General features: G+C 40.0%; 22 protein-coding genes and 1 tRNA gene. 8 read left to right on the top strand and 15 right to left on the bottom strand.

What is annotated here, in order from left to right; all coding sequences use genetic code 11:
* Positions 1–38 precede the first annotated feature (38 nt).
* Positions 39–785, bottom strand: coding sequence for an ABC transporter ATP-binding protein (locus QXI54_01220; protein MEM0301774.1), 747 nt, complete (start codon positions 783–785; stop codon positions 39–41).
* 108 nt (positions 786–893) lie between these two features.
* On the opposite strand from QXI54_01220, the gene QXI54_01215 reads away from it, so the two are divergent.
* Together QXI54_01215 and QXI54_01210 are read left to right on the top strand one after the other, a co-directional pair.
* Positions 894–1,643, top strand: a complete 750-nt coding sequence (locus QXI54_01215; GenBank protein MEM0301773.1) for a DUF333 domain-containing protein — start codon at positions 894–896, stop codon at positions 1,641–1,643.
* A 22-nt stretch (positions 1,644–1,665) separates the two neighbouring features.
* Positions 1,666–2,928, top strand: coding sequence for a thymidylate synthase (locus tag QXI54_01210; protein ID MEM0301772.1), 1,263 nt, complete (start codon positions 1,666–1,668; stop codon positions 2,926–2,928).
* Here the strand turns inward: QXI54_01210 and QXI54_01205 are convergent.
* The 3 genes from QXI54_01205 to QXI54_01195 are packed head-to-tail and all read right to left on the bottom strand — an operon-like array spanning position 2,925 to position 5,972.
* Positions 2,925–3,497 (bottom strand): hypothetical protein, encoded by a 573-nt coding sequence (locus QXI54_01205; protein MEM0301771.1) that lies wholly within the window; start codon positions 3,495–3,497, stop codon positions 2,925–2,927. The genes QXI54_01210 and QXI54_01205 overlap by 4 nt on opposite strands.
* A 58-nt stretch (positions 3,498–3,555) precedes the next feature.
* On the bottom strand, positions 3,556–5,127 hold the full coding sequence (locus QXI54_01200; GenBank protein ID MEM0301770.1) for a (Fe-S)-binding protein: 1,572 nt from the start codon (positions 5,125–5,127) through the stop codon (positions 3,556–3,558).
* Positions 5,124–5,972, bottom strand: coding sequence for a hypothetical protein (locus QXI54_01195; protein ID MEM0301769.1), 849 nt, complete (start codon positions 5,970–5,972; stop codon positions 5,124–5,126). The genes QXI54_01200 and QXI54_01195 overlap by 4 nt, the downstream gene beginning before the upstream one ends.
* Positions 5,973–6,106: 134 nt before the next feature.
* Between QXI54_01195 and QXI54_01190 the strand changes: the two genes are divergently transcribed.
* From QXI54_01190 to QXI54_01180, 3 genes are read left to right on the top strand one after another with little or no spacing between them, the layout of a single operon-like run.
* Entirely contained in the window at positions 6,107–6,832 is a 726-nt protein-coding gene (locus tag QXI54_01190; GenBank protein MEM0301768.1) for a hypothetical protein, read from the top strand.
* A gap of 45 nt (positions 6,833–6,877) precedes the next feature.
* Positions 6,878–7,930 carry an NADH:flavin oxidoreductase gene (locus QXI54_01185; protein ID MEM0301767.1) on the top strand — a complete coding sequence of 351 codons (1,053 nt, stop codon included), beginning with the start codon at positions 6,878–6,880 and terminating at the stop codon, positions 7,928–7,930.
* Between the two features lie 52 nt (positions 7,931–7,982).
* Entirely contained in the window at positions 7,983–8,429 is a 447-nt protein-coding gene (locus QXI54_01180; protein MEM0301766.1) for a phosphopantetheine adenylyltransferase, read from the top strand.
* A 480-nt stretch (positions 8,430–8,909) separates the two neighbouring features.
* Here QXI54_01180 and QXI54_01175 read toward each other — a convergent pair whose 3' ends face one another.
* Together QXI54_01175 and QXI54_01170 are read right to left on the bottom strand one after the other, a co-directional pair.
* Entirely contained in the window at positions 8,910–9,404 is a 495-nt protein-coding gene (locus tag QXI54_01175; protein MEM0301765.1) for a chorismate pyruvate-lyase family protein, read from the bottom strand.
* Positions 9,401–10,339: an AAA family ATPase gene (locus tag QXI54_01170; GenBank protein ID MEM0301764.1), complete on the bottom strand. Its 939-nt coding sequence runs from the start codon at positions 10,337–10,339 to the stop codon at positions 9,401–9,403. Before QXI54_01170 ends, QXI54_01175 begins: the two co-directional genes overlap by 4 nt.
* Positions 10,340–10,444: 105 nt before the next feature.
* On the opposite strand from QXI54_01170, the gene QXI54_01165 reads away from it, so the two are divergent.
* Complete coding sequence (locus tag QXI54_01165) at positions 10,445–12,097, top strand: glutamate--tRNA ligase (GenBank protein MEM0301763.1); 1,653 nt, start codon at positions 10,445–10,447, stop codon at positions 12,095–12,097.
* A gap of 53 nt (positions 12,098–12,150) precedes the next feature.
* Positions 12,151–12,225: transfer RNA gene (locus QXI54_01160), tRNA-Asp, on the top strand.
* 211 nt (positions 12,226–12,436) lie between these two features.
* Here the strand turns inward: QXI54_01160 and QXI54_01155 are convergent.
* From QXI54_01155 to QXI54_01120, 8 genes are all read right to left on the bottom strand, one after another.
* Entirely contained in the window at positions 12,437–13,231 is a 795-nt protein-coding gene (locus QXI54_01155) for a sugar phosphate isomerase/epimerase (GenBank protein MEM0301762.1), read from the bottom strand.
* 123 nt (positions 13,232–13,354) lie between these two features.
* Positions 13,355–14,683 carry a PAS domain-containing protein gene (locus QXI54_01150; protein MEM0301761.1) on the bottom strand — a complete coding sequence of 443 codons (1,329 nt, stop codon included), beginning with the start codon at positions 14,681–14,683 and terminating at the stop codon, positions 13,355–13,357.
* 3 nt (positions 14,684–14,686) lie between these two features.
* Positions 14,687–15,355: an ATPase domain-containing protein gene (locus QXI54_01145; protein MEM0301760.1), complete on the bottom strand. Its 669-nt coding sequence runs from the start codon at positions 15,353–15,355 to the stop codon at positions 14,687–14,689.
* A 73-nt stretch (positions 15,356–15,428) separates the two neighbouring features.
* Positions 15,429–16,190 carry an acyl-CoA dehydratase activase gene (locus QXI54_01140; GenBank protein ID MEM0301759.1) on the bottom strand — a complete coding sequence of 254 codons (762 nt, stop codon included), beginning with the start codon at positions 16,188–16,190 and terminating at the stop codon, positions 15,429–15,431.
* Positions 16,187–17,353, bottom strand: a complete 1,167-nt coding sequence (locus tag QXI54_01135; GenBank protein ID MEM0301758.1) for a 2-hydroxyacyl-CoA dehydratase subunit D — start codon at positions 17,351–17,353, stop codon at positions 16,187–16,189. The genes QXI54_01140 and QXI54_01135 overlap by 4 nt, the downstream gene beginning before the upstream one ends.
* On the bottom strand, positions 17,354–18,325 hold the full coding sequence (locus QXI54_01130; GenBank protein MEM0301757.1) for a 2-hydroxyacyl-CoA dehydratase: 972 nt from the start codon (positions 18,323–18,325) through the stop codon (positions 17,354–17,356).
* Between the two features lie 34 nt (positions 18,326–18,359).
* Complete coding sequence (gene albA / locus QXI54_01125) at positions 18,360–18,629, bottom strand: DNA-binding protein Alba (GenBank protein ID MEM0301756.1); 270 nt, start codon at positions 18,627–18,629, stop codon at positions 18,360–18,362.
* A gap of 78 nt (positions 18,630–18,707) precedes the next feature.
* Positions 18,708–20,129 carry a phenylalanine--tRNA ligase subunit alpha gene (locus QXI54_01120; GenBank protein MEM0301755.1) on the bottom strand — a complete coding sequence of 474 codons (1,422 nt, stop codon included), beginning with the start codon at positions 20,127–20,129 and terminating at the stop codon, positions 18,708–18,710.
* Positions 20,130–20,186: 57 nt separating this feature from the next.
* Between QXI54_01120 and QXI54_01115 the strand changes: the two genes are divergently transcribed.
* Entirely contained in the window at positions 20,187–21,548 is a 1,362-nt protein-coding gene (locus QXI54_01115; GenBank protein MEM0301754.1) for an amidase, read from the top strand.
* Here QXI54_01115 and QXI54_01110 read toward each other — a convergent pair.
* Entirely contained in the window at positions 21,541–22,047 is a 507-nt protein-coding gene (locus tag QXI54_01110) for a GNAT family N-acetyltransferase (GenBank protein ID MEM0301753.1), read from the bottom strand. The two genes, QXI54_01115 and QXI54_01110, sit on opposite strands and share 8 nt — an antisense overlap.
* Positions 22,048–22,077: the final 30 nt, after the last annotated feature.

Raw genomic sequence — 22,077 nt, 5'->3', positions numbered from 1 at the left:
GTGAGCTTCTTTGTAAAGTGCAGAAACAAGGCTTTGAGTTACATCAAGGCGGAAATTAGCTCTGATACGTCTTCACCTCTCGTAAGTTTTAAGAAGACATCTTCAAGGTCTTTAACCCGTGCAAAATCCTTTAATTCGCTTACTTTCCCTTCAGCGACTATTCTGCCTTCATGTATTACCCCAACACGGTCGCAAAGTATTTCTGCGAATGGCATTATGTGTGTAGAGAACAGAATGCTTTTTCCCTCATTTCGAAATCTGAAAAGTAGCTCTCTGAGAATTTTGGCTGATTTAACGTCAAGTCCGTTCATGACCTCGTCGAGAATCAAAACTCTCGGATTGTGAAGCAAAGCAGAGATTATTGCAACTTTTTGCCTGTTTCCGAAGCTAAGCGTTGCGATCAGCGAGTCCATGAATTCTTCGATCTCAAATGCTTTTGCAAAATTGGCGACTCTTTCCTCTAATTCCTCTTTCTTCAAGCCCCTTATCTTTCCCACGAGATTCAAGAGTTCCGAGACTGTAAGACTCTCATATAAAACAGGAGTTTCCGGGACAAAGCCAATTATTTCCTTAACCTTTATCGGGTTTTTTACAACATCAATCCCCTCAACAAAAACACTTCCGCCTGATGGCTTTAGAATTCCACCAACGATTTTCATTAAAGTAGTTTTACCGCTCCCATTCGGACCGAGAAGCCCGTAGATTTCTCCATGAACCTTTAAGCTGATGCCTTTTATCACTTCTGCATTTCCAAAACTCTTTCTGACATCGTAAAGTTCTATCACATTTGAAGATATGCTTCGAGTTTTGAAAATTTTTCTAAATTCATCTTTATAATTTATTTTATATTCCAAATAAAATAGGCATAAATATCTTTTTAGCAAGCAAATTTCATGAACAGGGTGTTATTGAGTCTGGTGATTCTGATTGTAGCAATTTCGAGCGCTACAATATTGAAGCTGAGTTTTGAAAGTAAAGAAAGCTCCCCGGATGCCTTAGGAACCCCCAACCCTGCAGCGGTTTACTGCAAGGATCTGGGCTATAGCTATAGAATCGAATCAACACCCCAAGGGCAGGCTGGAATCTGTATTTTTCCAGATGGAACTGAATGCGACGAATGGGCTTTCTTTAGAGGAGAATGCGGTCAGAAATGGGCTAAGTTGCAGTTTGAAGTTGGTAATTGCTCAGATTTAACCCGCGGGTATCAGAACTACTACGTTTATGACTCCCAAGCAAGAATGATCAGAGCCTACGTCACAGTAAACTGCGGAAGCGATGAGGTTAAGGTTGAAAGGGGAGAAGTTTACAGAGTGATCGAAAAAGACTACGATGGACAGTTGCTAAGATGTCTTTGCCAGAAGGAAGTGAAGATCTTCAACGCCACAGATCTTGGAGTTGAATTCGTCAGCCTTTCGGGAGAAGCTGTTAAGCTTGAAAAGAAGGGTGTTGAATTCTGTGGCTGGTCTACGTTTGGCAAATGCAACAGCGATAAAGATTGCACTCAAGACAGCTGTTCAGGGCAGGTTTGCAGATCCATTTTTGAGCAACCGATCGTCACCACTTGCGAGTGGAGGGAATGCTATGAGCACAGCCAGATGAGATGTGCATGCGTAAACAATGCCTGTCAGTGGATAAAGATTTAAATCAATTTTTTTACTTAATTGGATGATTGTTTCTAAGGATTGGGAAGGAGCGAGAAGTGCTATTATCGCAAAAATAATTGAAAATGGGTCTCTATGCAAATCAAGATTCGGGAACTACTTAAGTGCAGGTCCAAGCTTTTTGGTTGTTGAAAATTCTGATAATCCTGAAGTTTCAAGGGATTACTTTGGAGAAACATACTTGAGCAGGTTTTTGGAAGTAATTGAACTTGCAGGCAGAAAGCTAAAAGAAAAAAGATTCACAAGAAGGGTCTCAATCCCAATCTGGAGACCACAAGACTCTTTCTCTCCAAATCCCCCAGCAATTACTGAAATATCATTCCTATTCGATGAAAAATTGCATCTTACTGCTTATATCCGTTCACTTGACTGTTTTAATTACTTTGAACCAAACTTCCGATTTCTATGCTACGCTTTAAAATCTGTTGCGGATAGGGCTGAGTTACCCTCAGGGAGTATTGGAATGCTTATAGGTATTCCACATATTTACGAGAGGGATCTCAACAAAGCAAAATTGATTTCAGAACAAAAAGAGGAAATCTTCGGTTATACTGAGCTCGGAACACATTTGGTTGAGGACTACATTTCCTCAGCATGGCATTCCGCTCTCGAAGTCATTTACAACCATGGAAAAACCAAAGAGACTGAGTGGGACATGTTTGAAGGGCAGAAGACGAGCAAGTTCATCCATAGATTCTTTGTAGAGGTTAAAAAGCCTGAGGAGAACAAACTTCATGACAAGGCTCCTTTCACTGAGAGATATGGCATCGATTACGCACACGAATACGTTATCTGTGCAGAAAAATTGCTCGAGAGAGTTGAGAAAAGCATTTTAAAGGAGGGGGAAGAATATACGTATGCAGAGAGGGCCAGATTTTGCACTAAGGATCCCATAAAGGTTGATCAGCTATTTGAAGCCATAAGAAAGCTTAAGGAGGACAAATGCAGAAGAGATTGCTACGTTGGAATTTCAAGACCATGGGATCTGCTTAGCAACGACCCACCATGCCTTAGAGGTTATCAGTTTCTAAACAATAGAGGAAAACTTAGAGGAGTCTTTTACATGCGATCAAACGACGCTTATGGAGCGATGCACGCAAACATGTTTGGATTTGCTCTGCTTACAAAATACGTCGCCGAACTGACAGGTTTTAGCGATTACAGCTATGCTCACTTTGCAGTTGATGCCCACATTTACTCGGGATTCCTCGACTCTGTAAAAGAGATCCTTTATCCTGAGATGAAAAAGAAGGACAGAAAATTTTAGCTTCCAGCCTTTTTTGAAGCTTCCTCTACTTTCTTAAAGAAGTTGAGTAGAATTTTGCTCCTGACATCTGTCATCTCGCTTATATCGCTCTCAAAGATCCCGTGGACTATGAAGTAGTTTTCCTTCTGAAAAACGCCTACCTCAACAACCTTATGCCCTTCCTCTTCGATTGCTTTCCGCATTAGCTCAATACATGAGGGGTTAAATCTCTTGGCTTCTATGTAGGCAACGACTTCGTCTGTGATCGTTTCCCCATAGATCACGAGGGGATTGTTAAATAGGAAGAAGTTTGGAAGCTTCAGAATTCTACCAGTATGAACACTTGGAAGCCTTTCCCCATCGCCAACTTCTCTCAAAGTTGTTCTAAACCAGCCAATGTCAACAACGTCTCCCTTTATCACCGGGTTCACCATCACCTTTATTCTCGTATTTGGTCTTATGTGCTTCACTTTTCTGAAGATGAGTCCAGCGATAGCACTCGCTACATAGTCCTTAAGGACAAACGAGACTCCTAAAGCACTTACCAGCGTTACGAGGAGCTGGAAACTGTAGATATCTGGAGTTGTCACAAAGATAAAATTGCTGTGAATGCATAAAGAAGTTTTGGGCACCTTTAATACTATCAATTTATCCATTCAGCGGGATTCTTAAATCCACCATTGCGTTTGCTATAAGTTCCGCTAAGCCACATTCATGAATACGACACTTCTCTTCCACATTATATTTTTCAAATAGATCCCTCAGAGTTGATCTGCAGTTACTGCATGGAGCACATACGAACTTATTCACGTCAGAATTAATGGAATCTTCAAAAGCCCTGAGTATCTGGGAAAACTTAACTCTGGAAGAAATTTTGGTTCTAAATTCCGGAAAGTTTAGGGAATTTATTACGGCTAGTCCCCCACCACCACCACAACAGTAATTATAAATTCCGCTTGGCTCCATCTCTCTAAATTGTGGACAAATTTTTTGCAGAATTTTTCTCTGTGGTTCTACTATTCCCAAATTCCTAACAATGTTGCATGGGTCGTGCAAAGTGACAGGAAAATTGTTTTTTGTTGGATCAAGATTTAATTTTTTCTTTACCAGGTCCCACAATAGGGGGATACAGCTTTCTCGCGGTATTCTATAGTCTCGAGGTAGCATTCTATCTGCAAAAGCCATCAATGCCTTATGGGCGTGTCCACATTCACCAATGACGATTTTTTTGACTTCGAGTTTCATTGCTATTTCTGCATGTCTAAGTGCAATTCTTCCAAGCTGAATATCATCATACCATGCCCCATAGTTTACAGCATCGTAGCCAACCGATTCACTGCTCAGCGTCCATTCTAAACCTGCTTCTTCAAATATTACTGCAAAGGCCATTATGTTTTCAGTTCTGCTCAGATAATTGCCAGCATTGTGTATAAGCAGTATTTCAGATCCTTTTTCATCAACAGGTATTTTTATTCTTTTTCCTGTTACCTCAAAAATTTCATCCTCTATGAATTTAATAATGTCCCTGAATCCATCAGAAGTAAGTCCGGTCGAAGATCCATTTCGCAAATGCTTTACCGAGCCATGAGAATGCAATGCCTTTGGGGCAATTCCAAGCTCCTGGGCAAAAATCTTTCTTATTTCTCTCGCTATTAGTCCATTATCGATTCCAATCGGACAAAATTGCGTACAACGTCTGCAGAGATTGCACCTATATGCAAGTTCTGCCAACCTCAATAGGGTCTTTGCGTTAATTTCTATACCGCCAAAGAATTTCGATTTCAGCTTTCCCCTATAGCTATTTACAATTCTCCTGAAAACTTCGGAACGATAGGTTGGACGATAAATTTCATTCTTACCAGAAGCAAGATAGACGTGACAGGCTGATGAGCAGGATTTGCATCGAGTGCAGTATTCGAGTGAGAGAATAAGCGGGTAAAGAAAAGTCCAGTTTGCTTCCTTATCTAAAAGTTTTTGCAATCCATTCTTAAATTTTAAGATCAGTTCTCCCTCCTCTAATTCGTTTTTGGGTCTCCATTCAAGATCAATTGCAACGAAACCGTCGAGATCAAAGGCGTAATCCTTAGTTGTCAATGGTGAGCTCAAGCTTTCTGATATTGAATCGTAGGGCTTTGGAAGCTCAATTAATTCCTCAGGACTTAATTCAATTAGCAACCCCGCCCTCTTTGCGATATCAGAAATTCTAACTTCTTTTTTCATTTTCCCACTTTAAAGTTCGTCCATTTTAATTCCTCTTCCCAGCTTATATCAGGATTTAGATGATCTGCACACCACTTAACTCGAGACCTCTTTAGAGTTTCGCTTAGCCTTGGTTCGAGTCTTTCTGCAGATCTATTATCCCAGAGAACAAGATGAGTAAACCACACTGCAATGTAGTGAGTAATCCTTGTAAATGGTAGAATTAGAATGAGAATTGAAAAAGAAAGAAGGTGCAAAAATTCCAGCGGTGGGATTTCAGGGAGAGGGGATTGAGTTAACAACGCTTTTAGCACTGTTGCCATGTGGTCTAAGTCAACTTCAAAAAATGCCAAGATTCCAGAACTCGACATCAATATAACAAGAAAAAGAATGGTATAGTCTTCCATTGGAACGTAATTTCGAATTGGAGCTCGAAGCTTCCTTATTAGCAGATAATTGGCAAAAAAAGACATCAAAACCAATCCAAGAAAGCCCAAGATCGAAAAGATGAAAAAGCCCTCAAAGATTATCAGATTTCCTGTAAATACATAAAGACCTAATATAAAAATCCAAAGGATGTGAAGAAATATGCCCAAATGGAATACAAATGTTACAAACCAGTGTTTTGGCTGAAGCGACATTTTTTTTCTATTAAGAATAGCTATAGAAGCTATTGCTCTTAGAATTATAAAAAATCGCTTTCTATCTTTAATTTCTCCGCAATCTCGATGACTATGGAAATAAAAAGGATTCGGATAAAGTTCGCATCGCACATGAGTTCGATCCAAAAGTTTGGCAATTCGGTAAAATACTCCAATTATGAACACCAAACAGGAAATTGATACCAGTAGAGACAAAAACATCATCCTTTCCAATGAAAGGAGGTATAAAAATTTTTGTGAAATAGATTAACTGCCGAATTCATTCACAGACTGAATTATTAAAAAGAAAAATCTTAAATAGATGCTACTGTTTAAATTTAACGGGGAGGTTGATATAGATGAAAATACTGCACGAGTTTGTTCCAACAAGAAAATTTTTGAAGCTTGCAGAAGAAACTAAAGACCTTGTCGATGGCTGGAATGTAACTGACAGCGCTGCAGGAATGCCTGCACCAAGCGGAATTGCTGTTGGATGTGTTTTAAAGACGAAATATCCTGAAAAAATAGTTATACCTATATTCATTCTGCACTACAAAGGCCCTGTGGAAGTTGGAGGACTGGCATTGGCATCTGAGGCGGTAGGATTGGATGGAATTGTTTTGACCATGGGGGACATTCCCAAGTATGGTGAGCCAATAAAAATGCTCAAATCTTCAGAAGAGGCAAGAGATTTCCTGAGAAATACTGTGAAAATTAAGAATCTAAAGCTTGGATGTCTGATCTCCGCAAGAAAATCTGCCGATGAGCTTATAGAGCGAGTTAGAGCGCCATGGGATTTTATATTCTTCATGAGAACAGAAGAAAAAGTTTTACCTATGCTTGAAGAAGTTTCAAAAGAGTGCAGAAAATTGAAGAAGCCATTATATGCCTATTTCCTTGTCGGAACACCTAAAAATGCAGAGATTCTCAAGGTTATTGGCTGGCCAGTTACTGCAAAAATGGAAGATGTAGAGAAAGTTGCTGAAAAGCTGGATGGATTGGTGGACGGAATAATCGCAACTTGTGCAGGGGATGCTCAGGGAGACATCGAATTACTCAAGAAACTGCAAAAGTTTAGAGACTAATTTATTTTTAAAAATTTATTTAAATTAAGCATATAGAGGTTATCTGTGAAAGTTTTTAGTGAATTGGAAACTGATGATCTTAAGCTAAAAAATAGAATCGTTCGCTCAGCAACAGCGGAAGCTATGGCTGAAAACAGGTTCGTAACTCAGGAACTCATAGATCTCTACAAAAAACTGGCTGAAGGCGGAACAGGAATGATTATCACTGGTTTCATGTTTGTAAGCGATAATGGAAAAGCGATGCCAAAAATGACTGGAATTAGCAGGGATGAGTTTATAGAAGGTCTTAAAAGACTTGTATTCGAGGTAAAAAGAGTTGATAAGGACGTGTGCTTTGTGGCTCAAATAGCCCACGCAGGAAGGCAGACACTTATATCTCCCCCAGTTGCCCCATCCGCAGTTTACGATCCATCAATCGATGTGATGCCAAGAGAACTTACAAAAGAGGAAATCGAAAAAATAATAGAGGATTTCAAAAATGCCGTGCTCAGGGCTGAGAGGGCGGGATTTGATGCTGTTCAGCTACATTGCGCTCATGGTTATCTACTGAGTGAATTTCTATCGCCCCACACAAATAGAAGGAAAGACGAATATGGTGATGGAGTTAGAGTTGTCCTTGAAATTATCGAAAGAGTTAGAGAGAAAAGTAAAATCCCAATACTTGTTAAAATGAATGCACATGACTTCGTTCCTGGAGGTCTTGAGCTTCAAGATTCGATAAAGATTGCAAAAAGATTGAACGACTTTGTCAGCGCAATAGAGGTTAGTGGAGGTATGTATGAGTCTACTTACCATTACAGATACAATGTGGTTAGCCAGAAGGTGCAAAAAAGTGGTGAAGCATATTTTGCAAAGTTTGCAATTGAGATTAAAAAAGAAGTTTCTGTGCCTGTGATCGCTGTAGGCGGAATAAGGAGTATTGAAGTTGCTGAAAAGCTTCTCGAAAGCGTAGATTTGATTGCAATGTCGAGACCTCTGATTCGGGACCCTTATCTTCCAAGACACTGGATAAGGAGCGACTGTGTTTCATGCAATCGATGCCTAAACGCAGTTGCAATCGGTGAAAAATTGAGATGCTATAAAAATTATAATTTTTAAACATATATGTATAAATAAAAAAATTTTTATTTTCTTCTGCTCTGAATTTTTTGTGAAAGTTGTGCTCGGTGGAACGTTCGAACCTCTGCATGAAGGTCACAAAAAGCTCATCGACTGCGCAGTCCAGCTTGGTGGAAAAGATGTGGTCATCGGCATTACAAGTGATGAAATGGCAAGAAAAAGAGTTCGATGTGTTCTTCCCTTTGAAATAAGAGCCGAAAACGTGAGACAGTTTATTGTCAGAAAATATGGTTTTGAGCCAGAGATAGTCATGATATCCAATCCATTCGGAAAAACACTCGATAACGACTTCGAAGTGATTGTGGTTTCTCCAGAAACGCTTGAAATGGCTTTGAAAATAAATGAAAAGCGATTAGAGATGGGAAAAAAGGAAATAAAGATCATTAAAGTCGATTGGGTTCTTGCAGAAGACGGAAAGCCGATTTCAGCAACAAGAATAAAAAGAGGAGAAATCGACAGATACGGTAGAATGATCTGAGACCGAAAATTTATTTATTCCAATGTTAACGCGTATTATGCTGAAGTTTATTGGATCTAAAAAGTATTCAGTAATCACCGTATTTTCGTTGTGGATTTTAACCTTAATTTTCTCCCTACTCATCCTCTTTAGTTATACAGCTGCAAAAAACGCTTTTCAGACTGGATTCTACTTTTTGCCGTTTTTGTTGACTCTTGTGATGATTGTTGGGATCATTTTGATATCCAAACTCGATGTAGCCTCCAAAATGCATCCAGTATTGTGGATAATCCTTTTTCTGACCCTTTTTGGGATTTCCTGGTATTTTGCAGTAAACCGAAAACTTTTAGCTTCGGAAGAGATTGAATTCATCTTCAAATTCTCCCTCTTGTTTTCCACAATTCTAACAATTGCGACCTCTTTAATCGCATTGCTTATGAAAAAGCGAGTGAAAAACGCTTACGATTTACTCCAAGAACTTAAAAATAGAACCTGAATTAATCAAGGTTCAGAAAACTCGAATTTTTCCATCGGGAAATACTCCGTGATGTTAATCAGAATTTCCCCTTTGTGAATTATATGGTAGTTTCTTACTAAGAACATTGGTTTTGAAACTCCAAATTCCTTAGCGAGTTCGTTGTCAAAAATAATCTTTCCCCAGTTTATCTCTCGCCTAGCCTCAATGTTATGTTTCTTCAGGATTTTGCCTATTGGAATATCAGCACGCATTAGGTCTTCTCTAAAACTATTTTCGAGTCTTTTTAATGGTGTATATGAGATCGCTTTTGCATAAATTTCTCCATCTGCCTTCAGGTAAACAACTCTGTAATTAACATCGTCTCCTTCAGAAATTTTAAGAGATCTGGCAATATCAGCATTTGCAGGAATTATTTTCTGTTCAACGGTTTCAATTTCAACGTTTTTCTGCGTAAAGGCTTCGATTATCGTTGTAACGGACCCATCAGTTGTTAGCAGAATTCGGTGTATGGGATTCATAGCTCCTCTATTTCTTTTACTGGTTTCCCGTCTTTTGTTTCTGGAGCTAAATAATCAAGAAATCTCTGAAAAGACGTCCCTATCAGTCTAAAAGTTACCCGAATAGGCGAAAGAACTGCATTTTCTTCACAGAAATTTATTTTTGAAACTGTTGCTGTTTGTTTGTTCAGATATATTACTACTCTATTGCCCGACCTATTTTTTAGTAGCTCTGCTCTTGCGGTATCAAGTATTTTCTGTCTTCTTAAGAGGTCTCTAAACCTACCCAAATCTCTTGCAATCGCAAATAGTTTTCCATTCTCGATTCTAATCTTCGCATCCGGAAATAGTTTTTTAATCGCATTAACAACTTTCTCATCTTCTTCTGTTGGATGTATCTCCGTCTCTATTTCCACCTCCACACTGAGAAGTTTCTTTAAGATAGCTCTAACCTTCTCTTTAAATTCTTCAATGTCTCGGGTGTTCTCAATCGTAAAATCTGCTACTTCCATCGCTTCTCTCAGCCCCCAAGCCTCCTCTCTTCTATCTCTCTCTATTAGGTCCTCTATTTTAAAGACGTCATCGCTTCTCCCTCTTTGTAATGCTCTCCCAAATCTAATTTCCAATGGACACTCAATTGCTATTAAAATAAAGTCATCAAAAGCTCTCTTGAACGTCTCAACCTCTGCAATACCCCTTATACCATCTACAAGAACTACAGGACCAAGAGCCTTAATTTTAGGAATACATCTCTTTGCTATAGCATCCATTCCCTCTCTCTCCCTCAACTCACTCGCTATTTTTCCAAGATTTTTTGAATTCGGCTCTAATCCTCGATTAATGGCTTCCTCTCTTACCACATCTCCCATGGTTACTACGGGAATTCCAAATTCCTTTGCAACTTCTCCGGCTGTGCTTTTACCTGAGAGAGGATACCCAACAAAGGCTATGATCATAGCAAGGAAAGAAAATTGATAAGATATTTAAAACATCTTTTTTGAAACATCGCTACTTAGCCAATTGCAGAAGTTTTTTTATACCTGTGAAAGTAAAACTGAGCCGTGAAGGAAATCATAATGAAATACATTGCCATAAATTCTGCAAAATACGGAAAACCCGATGAAAAGGCTGTCATAGGCAAGGTAATCGCTGAAAATCCGGAGTTAAAATTAAAGATTAAGGAAGTGATTCAATTAGTAAAGGATTGCATAAGAGAGTTTGAGAGTTTAAGCGAGTTAGAAAGAAAAGAACTTATAAGCAAGTATTCTTCTGAGGAGAAGAAAAAAGAGGAAAAAGAACTGAAATTGCCTCCATTGCCAGAAGCGGAGGTTGGAAAAGTTGTAATGAGATTTGCTCCAAATCCCAACGGCCCACCCACACTTGGTTCTGCAAGAGGAATAATCATAAACGGGGAATACTGTAAGGAATACCGCGGCAAATACATATTGAGATTCGACGACACCGATCCAAAGACTAAAAGACCAATTTTGGAAGCATATGATTGGTATATAGAAGATTTTGAATGGCTTGGTTATAAACCGGATGAGATAATTTACGCATCAAAGCGAATATCTCTCTATTACGAGTATGCAAAAAAGCTGATTGAGCTGGGTGGAGCTTATACTTGTTTCTGCAAAAAAGAAGAATTCAAGAAATATCGCGATAATGGAATCCCCTGCCCTCACAGAAATTCAGCAGTCGAAGACAATTTGGAGGTCTGGGAAAAAATGCTTGAAGGTGCTTACAAAGAAGGAGAAGTCGTATTGAGAATCAAAACAGACATAACACATAAAGATCCTGCAGTAAGGGATTGGGTTGCTTTCAGGATCATTTATACACCCCACCCTTTAGTTGGAGATAAATACTGTGTTTATCCGATGCTTGACTTTGAATCAGCGATAGAGGACTATCTCTGCAAAACAACCCATATACTGAGAGGAAAGGATTTGCGCGATTCAGAGCTAAGACAGCGATATATTTATGAATACTTTGGCTGGAAGTATCCGATTACGATTCACTGGGGAAGGGTGAACGTTTTAGAGTTTGGAAAGTTATCAACTTCGCTTATAAGAAGAGAAATAGAAGCAGGGAATTACAGCGGATGGGATGATCCAAGATTGCCAACTGTAAGAGCTTTAAGGAGGCGTGGAATTACTGCAGAAGCTATAAGAAGATTCTATTTAGCTCTCGGGCTTAGCGAGAGTGAAGTAAATGTAAGTATGAGAAGTCTATATGCAGAAAACAGAAAAATCATAGACCCAATTGCGAATCGATATTTCTTTGTCTCAGAACCAGTTGAAATAGAAATTAGTGGGCTACCTGAAGAGAGAGTCGTTGAAATACCACTAAACCCAAATTCAAAAGAGAAAAGAAGGTTAATGGGTGAAAAGAGAGTTTTCATTGCCAAAGAAGACTTCGAAAAACTCAAAGGCGAAAATGTTAGATTAAAAGACTTTTGCAACGTTATTTTAAACGAAAAAGCTGAATTCGTCAGTTATGAACTTTTGGAAGCTAAAAAAGGAAAAAATATAATTCACTGGCTTCCAAAAAGTCAAACAAAGAAATGTAAGGTTATTGGAGAGAGAACATGGGAAGGATATGTCGAAAAAGGTGTGGAAAAGGAGTTGGGCAAGGTAGTGCAGTTCGAAAGATTTGGTTTCTGCAAAATCGAAAAGGTTAACGAAGAGGTAATTGCGATCTATACTCATGAGTGATGTCATTAGAGGATTTGCAAAAATTTAAAAATCTTCAGCCTTAATGGCTTCAAGCCCGGGTGGTGTAGTCCGGCCCAACATGTGGGCCTGTCGAGCCCACGCCCCGGGTTCAAATCCCGGCCCGGGCGCTATTAATAAAATTGAACACAAAAAGGCTTTTGATGTATTGGGCACAGCCATTTATTTTAATCGCCATCTTATGAGCCCCTATGAGAAAATTACACCGATACAGAGCTTTTACGACTTTAATACCTTCTTTAAGGCTTCAAGTCTTTTTATAGCATCATTTCACTCGCCTCTCCTTAGTAATCTGTATCTTATTACATTTTCATGAGAGTCTCAAGCTTTTTCTATTGACTTCAAAAACTCAAGACTTTTCTCGAGATCTTTAGAATCTGCAAAGTTCATGCTGAACTTCATGTTCTTCCAGAAGATCTCCAAGAGAGCGAATTTCGGTTTTAGCTTTTCAATTAGCCATTTAAGTAAGTTGGCATCGAGTTCACCAGTGCCCAAAGGTAAATGGTCTGACATCGTAGCAAAGCTGAAGTCGTGAACATGCAAGGCGATTATTCTGCTTCTGTATTTCTCTGCGAAATTCCTTAGGGCTTCTCTGTAGTCCTGCCCAAGACGATGGGAGTCGATTGCAAAGTGTCCGATGTCAAGGGTTAGCTTAACGTCTCCAAGCACGAATTCCTCCATGAAAAACTGATCGTTTTCCAAGCAAACCTCGAAACCCGCATTCTTGCTGTATTCGACGGCGAAATTTATCGCCTTTTCAATGTTTCTGATCCCGTCTTTGCGAACTTCTGGAAAGATGAAAGTTGGTGAGAAGTGCATCGCATGAAAGTTGAAATAAAGAGTTTCAAATTTCTCTGCAAATTTCAAGCAATTTTCAAGCACCTTCATCGATGCTCTAAATACTTCATCCCTCGGACAAGCGAGAAGCATGTCAAGGGGAGCATGGAAAGCGGGTTGAACTCCATAATCCTTTAAAGCCTTCTCAAGTTCATCTGCCCTTTCTGGAAATGGATAATCGAGGGATATTTCAAAGTAATCAAATCCCATATTAAGCAGTTCTTCAAATTTGGCTTCAAAAGGTCGATGCCCGAACCAGACAGAAGTGCCTATTTTCATCTATTCCCATACAGAAGTGATGTATATAGGTTTTTATTCGGTTTGTTCTTAAGTTAAGCTCAACTTAGTTAGCAAGGTTTTAATCAAGCTCATGGAAATTATTATGTATTTATATGTTTCCATTTATTTTATAAAATTTTTAACTTTTTCAGACTCGGCCCAAACCCTATCAAGTCTTGAAATAACCTCATCTATTCTCAAAACCTGTTTATGAACTTTCTCTCTAAGCTTATCGTCTGCAGAAAGTTCCATATAGGCGAAAATAGCTGCCAGTGGATTTCTTATTCCGTCAACGAGATATGCTATCTCATTTATGTTTCTTTGGAGCTGTTCTAATAGCCTTGTTTTTTCATCTTCAAGTCTTAACTTCTCTTTTACAAACTCAATGTCGCCCATTAGGGTTTTAATCAGCTCAAATTCACTCTCTCGAAGCCTTTCAGTGATAAAAAACAAGGCTCCAACTTCTGAGTTGATCTGAATAGGGTATACTATCACTTGCTTTTCCTTATGCTCCTGATAAAATCTGCAATCCTCAGAATGCTCTCTTACAATCTCTTTTCTCTCAATAGCTTTCCTGACGCATTCTCGATCTTTATCAAGTGTAAAAAAGCACTCTCCCAATTTATTCAATTCTCTAACTACATCTGAAATTACTTCTCCGAAATCTTTTCTCCTTACCATCTGCCTGTTAACTCTGTATATAACTCTCAAAAGCTCATTAAGCCTTGAAACTTCAGAAAATAAAGATCTTATCTCTTTTTCAGCTTCTCTTAACGGTGTTACATCGACTGCAATGTGGATGATCTTCTTCAGCTTACCATCTTCGAAAATTGGTGTAGTGGTGACAACAAAGCTCCCACCAAGAATGGGGACTTCCATTTCCCTTGTTTCTGTTTTTCCACTTTTTAGCATCGCATTCACTGGACAAAATTCTACTGGCTCATCTTTTCCGTGGAATACCTTATGGCATTTCAATCCCACGGGATCACTTATCCCGATTGCTTCAAGAAGCTCCTTTGTTTTTCTATTAGCGTAGATTATCTCAAAATTTGGAGATAAAACCAAAACAGGATTTCCTATAGACTCAAAGAGAACCCCAAGCTCGAGCTCAAGCATTTTTGAATGTTTTTCCAGCTCTATAGCCTGCATTCTTGTCCTTAAGAGGGCTTCAACCCTTTTCAGGAGTTCAGACTTCTGGATTGGGATCCTTATAACCTCATCTACAAGTCCCCAAACCTCTTCCTCAACTCTCTCCTTTGCTACGAGTAAAACTGGATGAAAAGTCCCAGAACGTATTTTTTCAACCTCTTCCATCTTCATTTTCAGCGTAAGTTCATCAATGATTAGCAGATCAAATTCTGCTTCGGAGATTTCATACTTTTCAGATAGAAATTCCTCCAAAAGCTTTCTATTTGCCTTACCAAAGATTTCAATTCTTATTTTTGGTTTCATTCCCTAAAATAAACATATTTTTATTCCTTCCTCCCCTATCTCCATCCTGTGCCAGCCAGGAACGAAATCACTGCCCCTTGTTTTCCTAACTGCAATTTTCAGTCCTTCTTCGTCTCTCTTTAACTCAACGATCCCATCCGCAATGAATTCCAGATCCTGATCTGGTGTCTCCTGAGTCGTTTCGGAGGTGAAAAGCACCGTCGCGCCGATGGAATTCAGAAATTTTATGAATGAAATGACCTGCCTTTTATGAACGAAGGCATTGGGCACGAGTCTTCTGAACTCCGATATTGAGTCTATGAATACCCTTTGAGGCTTTATTTCTTCCACTTTTCTCGTGGTCTCTTCAAAAATTCTCTCCCTCTCTACTTCGCCGGGATGAAATATGTCGTATGCACTTCTGTAATATTCAGAACTTGGAGTCAAATCCAGAAAGTCGATGCCCTCGATCTCGAGGAACAAATTTTTTGAGTTCTCCTTTATATATTCTGCACTCTCCGTAAGGGTTATGAAAAGAACCCTTTCACCTTTCTTTGCCCCCTCAATAAGGAATTGAAGCCCCAGAGTTGTTCTGCCAGTTCCACTTTCCCCTTTGATATAGTAAGCTCTTCCCTTGAGGAAACCGCCCATCATTAGTTTGTCAAGTCCTTCTATTCCCGTCGAAATTTTCATCATTTAATAATTGGAATAACTACTTAAAAAGATGTCGCAAAAATTTAAGTGGCTAATTCAACCCATTTTTAAATTATCTCGTCCCTATAACCGCCGCTCCAAGGGCTCCGATGATCTGCGGTTCTTCTGGAACTATAACTACCACACCAAGCTTTTCTTCAATTGCTCTCCTCACACCCAAATTCTTGGCAACACCGCCAGTGAGAACAACTTCTTTTCTGAGTCCAACTCTATTGACCATCGCCACAATTCTGCTCGCAATTGCATCGCAAACACCAGCGATTATGTTTTCAAGTTTCTCTCCAGCTGAAAGATAGCTTATAACCTCCGATTCTGCAAAAACGGTGCAAGTCGAGGATATCCGAACCTTATTCGTTGCTTTTAAGGCAAGACTGCCAATTTCTTCAATTTTCAACCCCAAAGCATTTGCCATCACTTCCACAAATCTCCCCGTTCCTGCAGCACATTTGTCGTTCATCACAAAATCCAAAACCTTTCCATTCTCAACTGCGATTACCTTGCTGTCCTGCCCGCCTATGTCTATCACGGTGCCTGTTTGTGGAATCAAAAAGCTTGCTCCAACTGCATGACAGCTGATCTCTGTGATCTTTTTGTCTGCAAAGCTTACCATGTTTCTGCCATATCCAGTTGCTACAATTCTGCTAATCTCGTCCTTTTTAACTCCTGCAGATCTCAGCGTTTCTTCAAAAATTTCCTTTGCGGTAGCTTCAAGATTTGGTTTTACCTTCATAATTTTGTAGCTCAAAATTTTGCTGTTGTTCAAAATGACACATTTCGCAGTAATCGAGCCAAGATCTATTCCTGCGGAAATCATAGCATCTCAAGAAAAGCCTCAAGTCTCGTCACAACTTGAGCCTCGCTGAAAACTCTCTCATCGACCATGTCCGCTTCAATGATCACCGATGGAACACTAAGCTTTTTCTGGATTTCATACTGCCCAAAAGAATAAGGCTTACAACTTCTGTTCGAGTGCATTACAACCCCGTCAACATCGTAAATCTCTATAAGGCGATTTATGATATCGACCATCATATCCATGCCGATGTTTAGATAAGAGACTGTGTAAACTTCTGCAATTCCAGAAATAACATCGCTACCCCTTACAACCTTAAATCCAGACCACGCATTTGTGTATGTATCTGCAACGAGACAGGCATTTCTTTTCTCAAAAAACTCTCCGAACCATTTAAGCCTATACCACACCGGAATATTGTCCCAAAGAAGCCTGATTTCTTCGTTATCAATTGCAGAAATTCCCTTCTTAACTCTTTCTTCAAGTTCTTGCTTCATTTCCTTATAAAAAGCGACTGCATGATCTGTTCCACGCAAACAAACGATTGGAGCCATATTCACGAATGCGTCAAAACAAGTCATTGGCGATGGTCTATTGCTTGCCATTCTAAGACATTCCGAATAAAGCTCAACCGCTTCCATTGATTTCAAAACTACATCTCTTAGCTTCGCATCATCAAGCTTTCTATCTGTTATCTTTTCCACAAATTTTATAAAATCGTATAGCTGCTCCTCAACGTATCTCAAATGATGTTCCTTTAGCTCCTTTCTGATAAAGGGCATGTCCAGAACGAATAATGGGACCTTGAAGATTCTGCTAAGCACCTGATACCACTTAACGACGGTATTGCAGATGTTATTGCAGGCAAATAGAAATGTGGGCTTTGGCAATCCGCCAATTGGACTTGTGCCAGCAAAAACACAACCAATGTCGCATCTCGCATAGGAGCAAAGATCCCTCGAAAATCCCTTTTTTTCTGCGAACTCGCAGTAATATCCACCGAATTTTGTCGCACCTATTAATGCACCGTGGTTTTCAGGATAAACTGGATAAACGTCAAAGGCATGCAACAATTCTACAGGGGCACCGCTCGTGATCCAAGCGTTGCAATCTGCCTGCATACCTGCCATGTAGTAGCCAGTCATCAGTTCCCGCATTTTTTCTGAGATCTCGAGCCTTCTCAATCAGATCACCTCCCTGAGAGCTTCTATTCTCGTGCGTATTTGCTCAGTCGAGACAACTGGAAATTCAAGCTCGATTAAAGCAACCTTTTTTCCCATTTGCTCCAGTTTTTCTTTAAGCTGTGGATAATCAAAGAAATGTGGTTCGCAGAACTTTACAAGCAAAAATACAACCGCATCGCAATCCTCAGCAAGCTTTAAAACGTAATCGAATCTTCTGTCGTTCGAGTAGTGCTTTGTCGGGCATGGAGACTTGTAGAAGTATTTTTCCGCAATGAACCTCAAAGCACTATCAAGATCTTCGGGTTCAAAGCTCGGATAATTGAATTCAAAAAATCTACTTCCTGTGCAAATGTCATCTTTTATGGAAAAACCCGCTTCCCGGAACAAATCGTAAACCTTTAGGTATGGACAAACACTACCAGTTATCAGGACTTTAGGCTTATTCCCCCATTTTTTGGCAGACTTCAATTTTTCGTCTACAAGCTTTATTGCATCTTTAACGTCGATCTGCTGAACTTTTATTACTGTCTCGTAATCGGGTGCCAATGTAAAAAGCTTTTTAAGTTTCTCTTCAAGCTCTCGATAAAGTTTGATGCTCTCCAGAAGACTCTCAAAGCTCACATCCCCTCCCCATTCCTTCAAAACTGCGAGGAATTCTTTTAGCTCTTTAACGTAATAATCAATATTTCCAATCTTAGTGGGAAACTCTATGTTATGAACTCTCTTCCCGACGAATTCAAAAATGTCTGTTAATCTCATGAGAGTGTCGCAACACCTTGTAAAAACGAATGCGTAAAAATCACCGTTCAAAGCGCACTCAAGTGCCCCTCTTGCCTGCGAGCAAGCATAGCTTTGAATGTATCCTGAGGCCAGTGTTATTGGACTTTCAGTGGCAAAAACTCGATATGGCAGGAATCCTGCTGAATGTATGATCTCCTTTGGAGTAAACGTGCAGAGATATCCGACCTTCACAGCAACGATTTATTTGAAAAATTTAAAAAATTTTCTACTTGCAAATTGTAATCTCAATTGTAGAAACGTTCATTTTCTTTCCATCTTGAGATTCAAGTTCCTCCGTGTCAATCTTGATCCCCTTAATCTTAAGTCCAGGAACGAATCTGTTCCTAACTATCTCCGCAACATCTACCGCCCTGCTTATCGCCCTACCACGAGCCTTAATAACAACCTCCTTCGCCCCTTCATTGAGCTGAGTTATTGTTGCAAGCACATAGTTCATCACTGGCTTTTTGCCTACCAAGACGACATTCTCAGCCATTCGATCACCCCCTAACGCAATGGACTCTCAAGATTTAAATCTTGCTCGAAAATAAATTTAAGTAATAAACATTAACAACTATTTTTTAACAACTGGAAAGCTCCTAAGCCAGTTTATGTCCGGCAAATACAATTTTCTAAGATCTTTTAGACCAATTCTAAGCATTGCAAGCCTACCAATTCCAAGACCCCATGCAAGCACTTTGCCTTTGATACCCAGTGGTTCTGTGACCTCTTTTCGGAAAACTCCTGCTCCGCCAAGCTCAATCCAGCCAAGTCCCTCCACGTAGACTTCGGGCTCAACGCTTGGCTCTGTGTACGGGAAATATCCTGGGCGGAAGCGAACGTCTTCGAAGCCCATCTTTGTAAAGAAAGTCTTAAGTAAGCCCAAGAGATGCTTGAAGCCAACATCTCTGTCAAGCACAACTCCTTCGAGTTGGTCAAATTCTGGAAGATGCGTTGCGTCAATGCTCTCTCTGCGATAAACCCTGTCGATGCAGAAAGCCTTTTGCGGTGGCTCTGGATTTTTTGCCAAGTATTTTATAGTTACTGCGGTCGTATGCGTTCTCAAAACCAACTGCTGAGCCTTCTTCAAATCCCAAACCCCTTTCCAGCCAGTAGATCCCGTGATCCAGCCATTCTCGTGGGTTTCCTTCACATTTGAAACTTTTTCGTAGTCAATTTCCTCATATCTGTCCAAGTAAAATGTATCCTGCATGTCCCTTGCGGGATGATCCTGGGGCTGGAAAAGGGCGTCGAAGTTCCAGAAGGCAAGCTGAACGTAATTGCCCTTGATCTCTTTGAACCCCATGTCTAAAAAGATCTTTCTGCACTCCCTGATAATTCTTTCGTAAGGATGGCTCTTACCACCATAGATTTCTGCAGAGGGGATTTTAATGTCGTATCTAATGAATTTCTTACTTCTCCAACTTCCAGTAATTATTTGCTCTGGTGTTAGATCAGAAATTGTCTCTTTAAAGTCGAATTCAACTTTTTTGAGAATTTTAACCTGAAAAGTCTTCTCTTCAACCTTTTCGATAAGCTTTCGCCTTTCAAGAAGTTTAAGCAATTCTCTGTCGATTTCCTCTCCTTTATCAACTCTCTCCAACGCCCTTTTTTCAGCCAATTCTGGCTTGCTAATTAGTCTTATTTTACCTCCTTTTAGTTCTAAAACATTCCTCCTTTTCAGCCATCCAACTGCGATCTGAAATTCATCCCCAAGTGCCGACTTCAGTCTTTCGACTTCATCGGTCTCAGAAAGCAATTTCAAAAGCTTCTCTTCTGGAAAACCCTCTTTGAGATACCTTCTTCCTTCTTCAGTAATTTTATATCTGATCTTTTTCACTTCAGATACTTCCAAAAATCCTTTTTCCTGCAAAAGAAAAACCGCCTTCATCACTGCATCTCTACTCATCTTTGTAAGGCTTGCAAGCTCATCTAAGCTGTAAACCTTTCCCACTTCCGCATTGCGCAGAACTTCTGCCTCGATCTTTGAAAGCATACTTGCAGTTTGCGAAAAGTTTTAAAGTATTTCTACTCAATTATTGAAGGTGATGTTATGGAAACTATTCCTGAATTGATTGAAAAGCTTAAAGGTGGAGAAATAAAAGCTTCTGAGCTCGTTGAAATCTATTTTGAAAAAATTAAGGAATTGAATCCGAAAATAAACGCATTTGTGACTTTAAATCCAAAAGCAGTTGAAGAAGCCAAAATGGCAAAAGATAAGCCTTTGGCGGGTTTGCCAATTGCTGTAAAGGACAACACGGACACTAAGGGAATAAGAACAACTTACGGCTCAAAACTGCTCGAGAACTATGTGCCAAAGGAAGATGCGGTTTTCGTAGAAAGACTGAAAAAAGCGGGGGCGGTTGTGATTGGCAAAACCAACATGCCTGAATTCGGGCTTATAGCCTACACCGACAACCCGCTATTTGGTGCAACAAGAAACCCATGGGATCTAAATAGGACAGTTGGCGGTTCAAGCGGTGGCAGTGCTGCTGCGGTTGCTGCGGGCATGGTTCCAGTTGCAACTGGGAACGATGGTGGAGGAAGCATAAGGATTCCTGCATCTTTCTGCTCTCTCTATGGGCTGAAGCCGACCACAGGCAGAATTCCATGGTATCCTCAAATGCCAGTGTTCGTTGGAATGGTAAGCGAGGGTTTTCTGACAAATTTTGTCGAAGATACTGCCTTTCTGCTCGATTTTGTCAAAGGCTTCGATCTGCGTGATGTTAACTCATTGCCCGATGATGGAAAAAGCTACTTTAAGAGCTTAAGCGATCCTGTGGATGGCGTTAGAATAGCTTTTTCACCGAATTTGGGCTACGCAACAGTTGATCCTGAAGTTGAGGAGGTTGTAAGGAAAGCGGTTTTCAAGCTTGAAAAGGTTGGAGAAGTTGAAGAAGTTGAAGTTAACACACCATGCCTCGAAATGGAGTTAACTTTGAAAGTCGTGCTCGAATTCACTTCATTTCTGGCGGATAAGATTGAAGAATGGAAAAAGGTCGCGTTTCCACCATATCTTGGATTTCTCGATATTGCACAATCTTTTAGCTATAGAGACTACATAAAAATCGAAGAAAGAAAAATGGAACTTTGGAAAGCTTTGCGTGAGATTTTCGAAAAATACGACTACCTTGTTACACCAACCACCGCAGTAAAGCCATTTGAACTCGGAAGGTTGAATCCAGAGGACATTGCTGGGCAACCCACAACCCCGATAGGCTGGATGCCCTTCACGTATCCATTCAACTTCACTGGGCTTCCAGCGGCATCAATTCCAGCGGGATTCAGCAAAGATGGTTTACCAATCGGAATGCAGATCATTGGCAGAAAATTCGACGACTTGGGTGTCCTCAGGATCTCGAAAGCTTTCCAAGATATAGCACCGTGGCAGAAAGTTAAGCCAAAGATCACCTGAGTTGGAGACGCATATCGTATTCGTAATAGGGAGCTACGATCTCAAATCCAAGCTTTCTGTATACGTGAATTGCTCTTTCATTTTTTCTTTCCGTCACGAGTGTGATCGCATTGAAACCTGCTTTCTTGCAAAACTCTATTATCAACTTCATCATCTCTTGTCCCAGCCCACGATTTTGATAATCCTGATGAATGAAAATCGTTAAATCAACCTCATTCTTTTCCGATGGAACTATTACGAGATGTCCAACAATCTTTCCATTTTTTTCAGCAACGATCGCAAATCCATTAGTTCCCAAATAATCTACCCAGCTTTTTATTGCCTCCTTATTTATGGGTGGCAATCCCAAACAGCGAAATTGAGGGTCATAGTTCAGATACATTTCAAGGAGTTTATCCCGATCCATAGAATGGTCATACTGTCTGATCGTGATTTCTTCGCCTTTTCGATCCTTCACCACTACGGTTTCAAATTTGGGTAGCTGAATTGTGAGTGCCACATATAAACTCTGTCAGCTTACTTATAATTT

Source organism: Archaeoglobaceae archaeon, assembly GCA_038734275.1.
Classification (GTDB): domain Archaea; phylum Halobacteriota; class Archaeoglobi; order Archaeoglobales; family Archaeoglobaceae; genus WYZ-LMO2.
The sequence above is the reverse complement of the archived record's forward strand: the minus strand, read 5'-3'. Positions and strand labels throughout refer to the sequence as shown.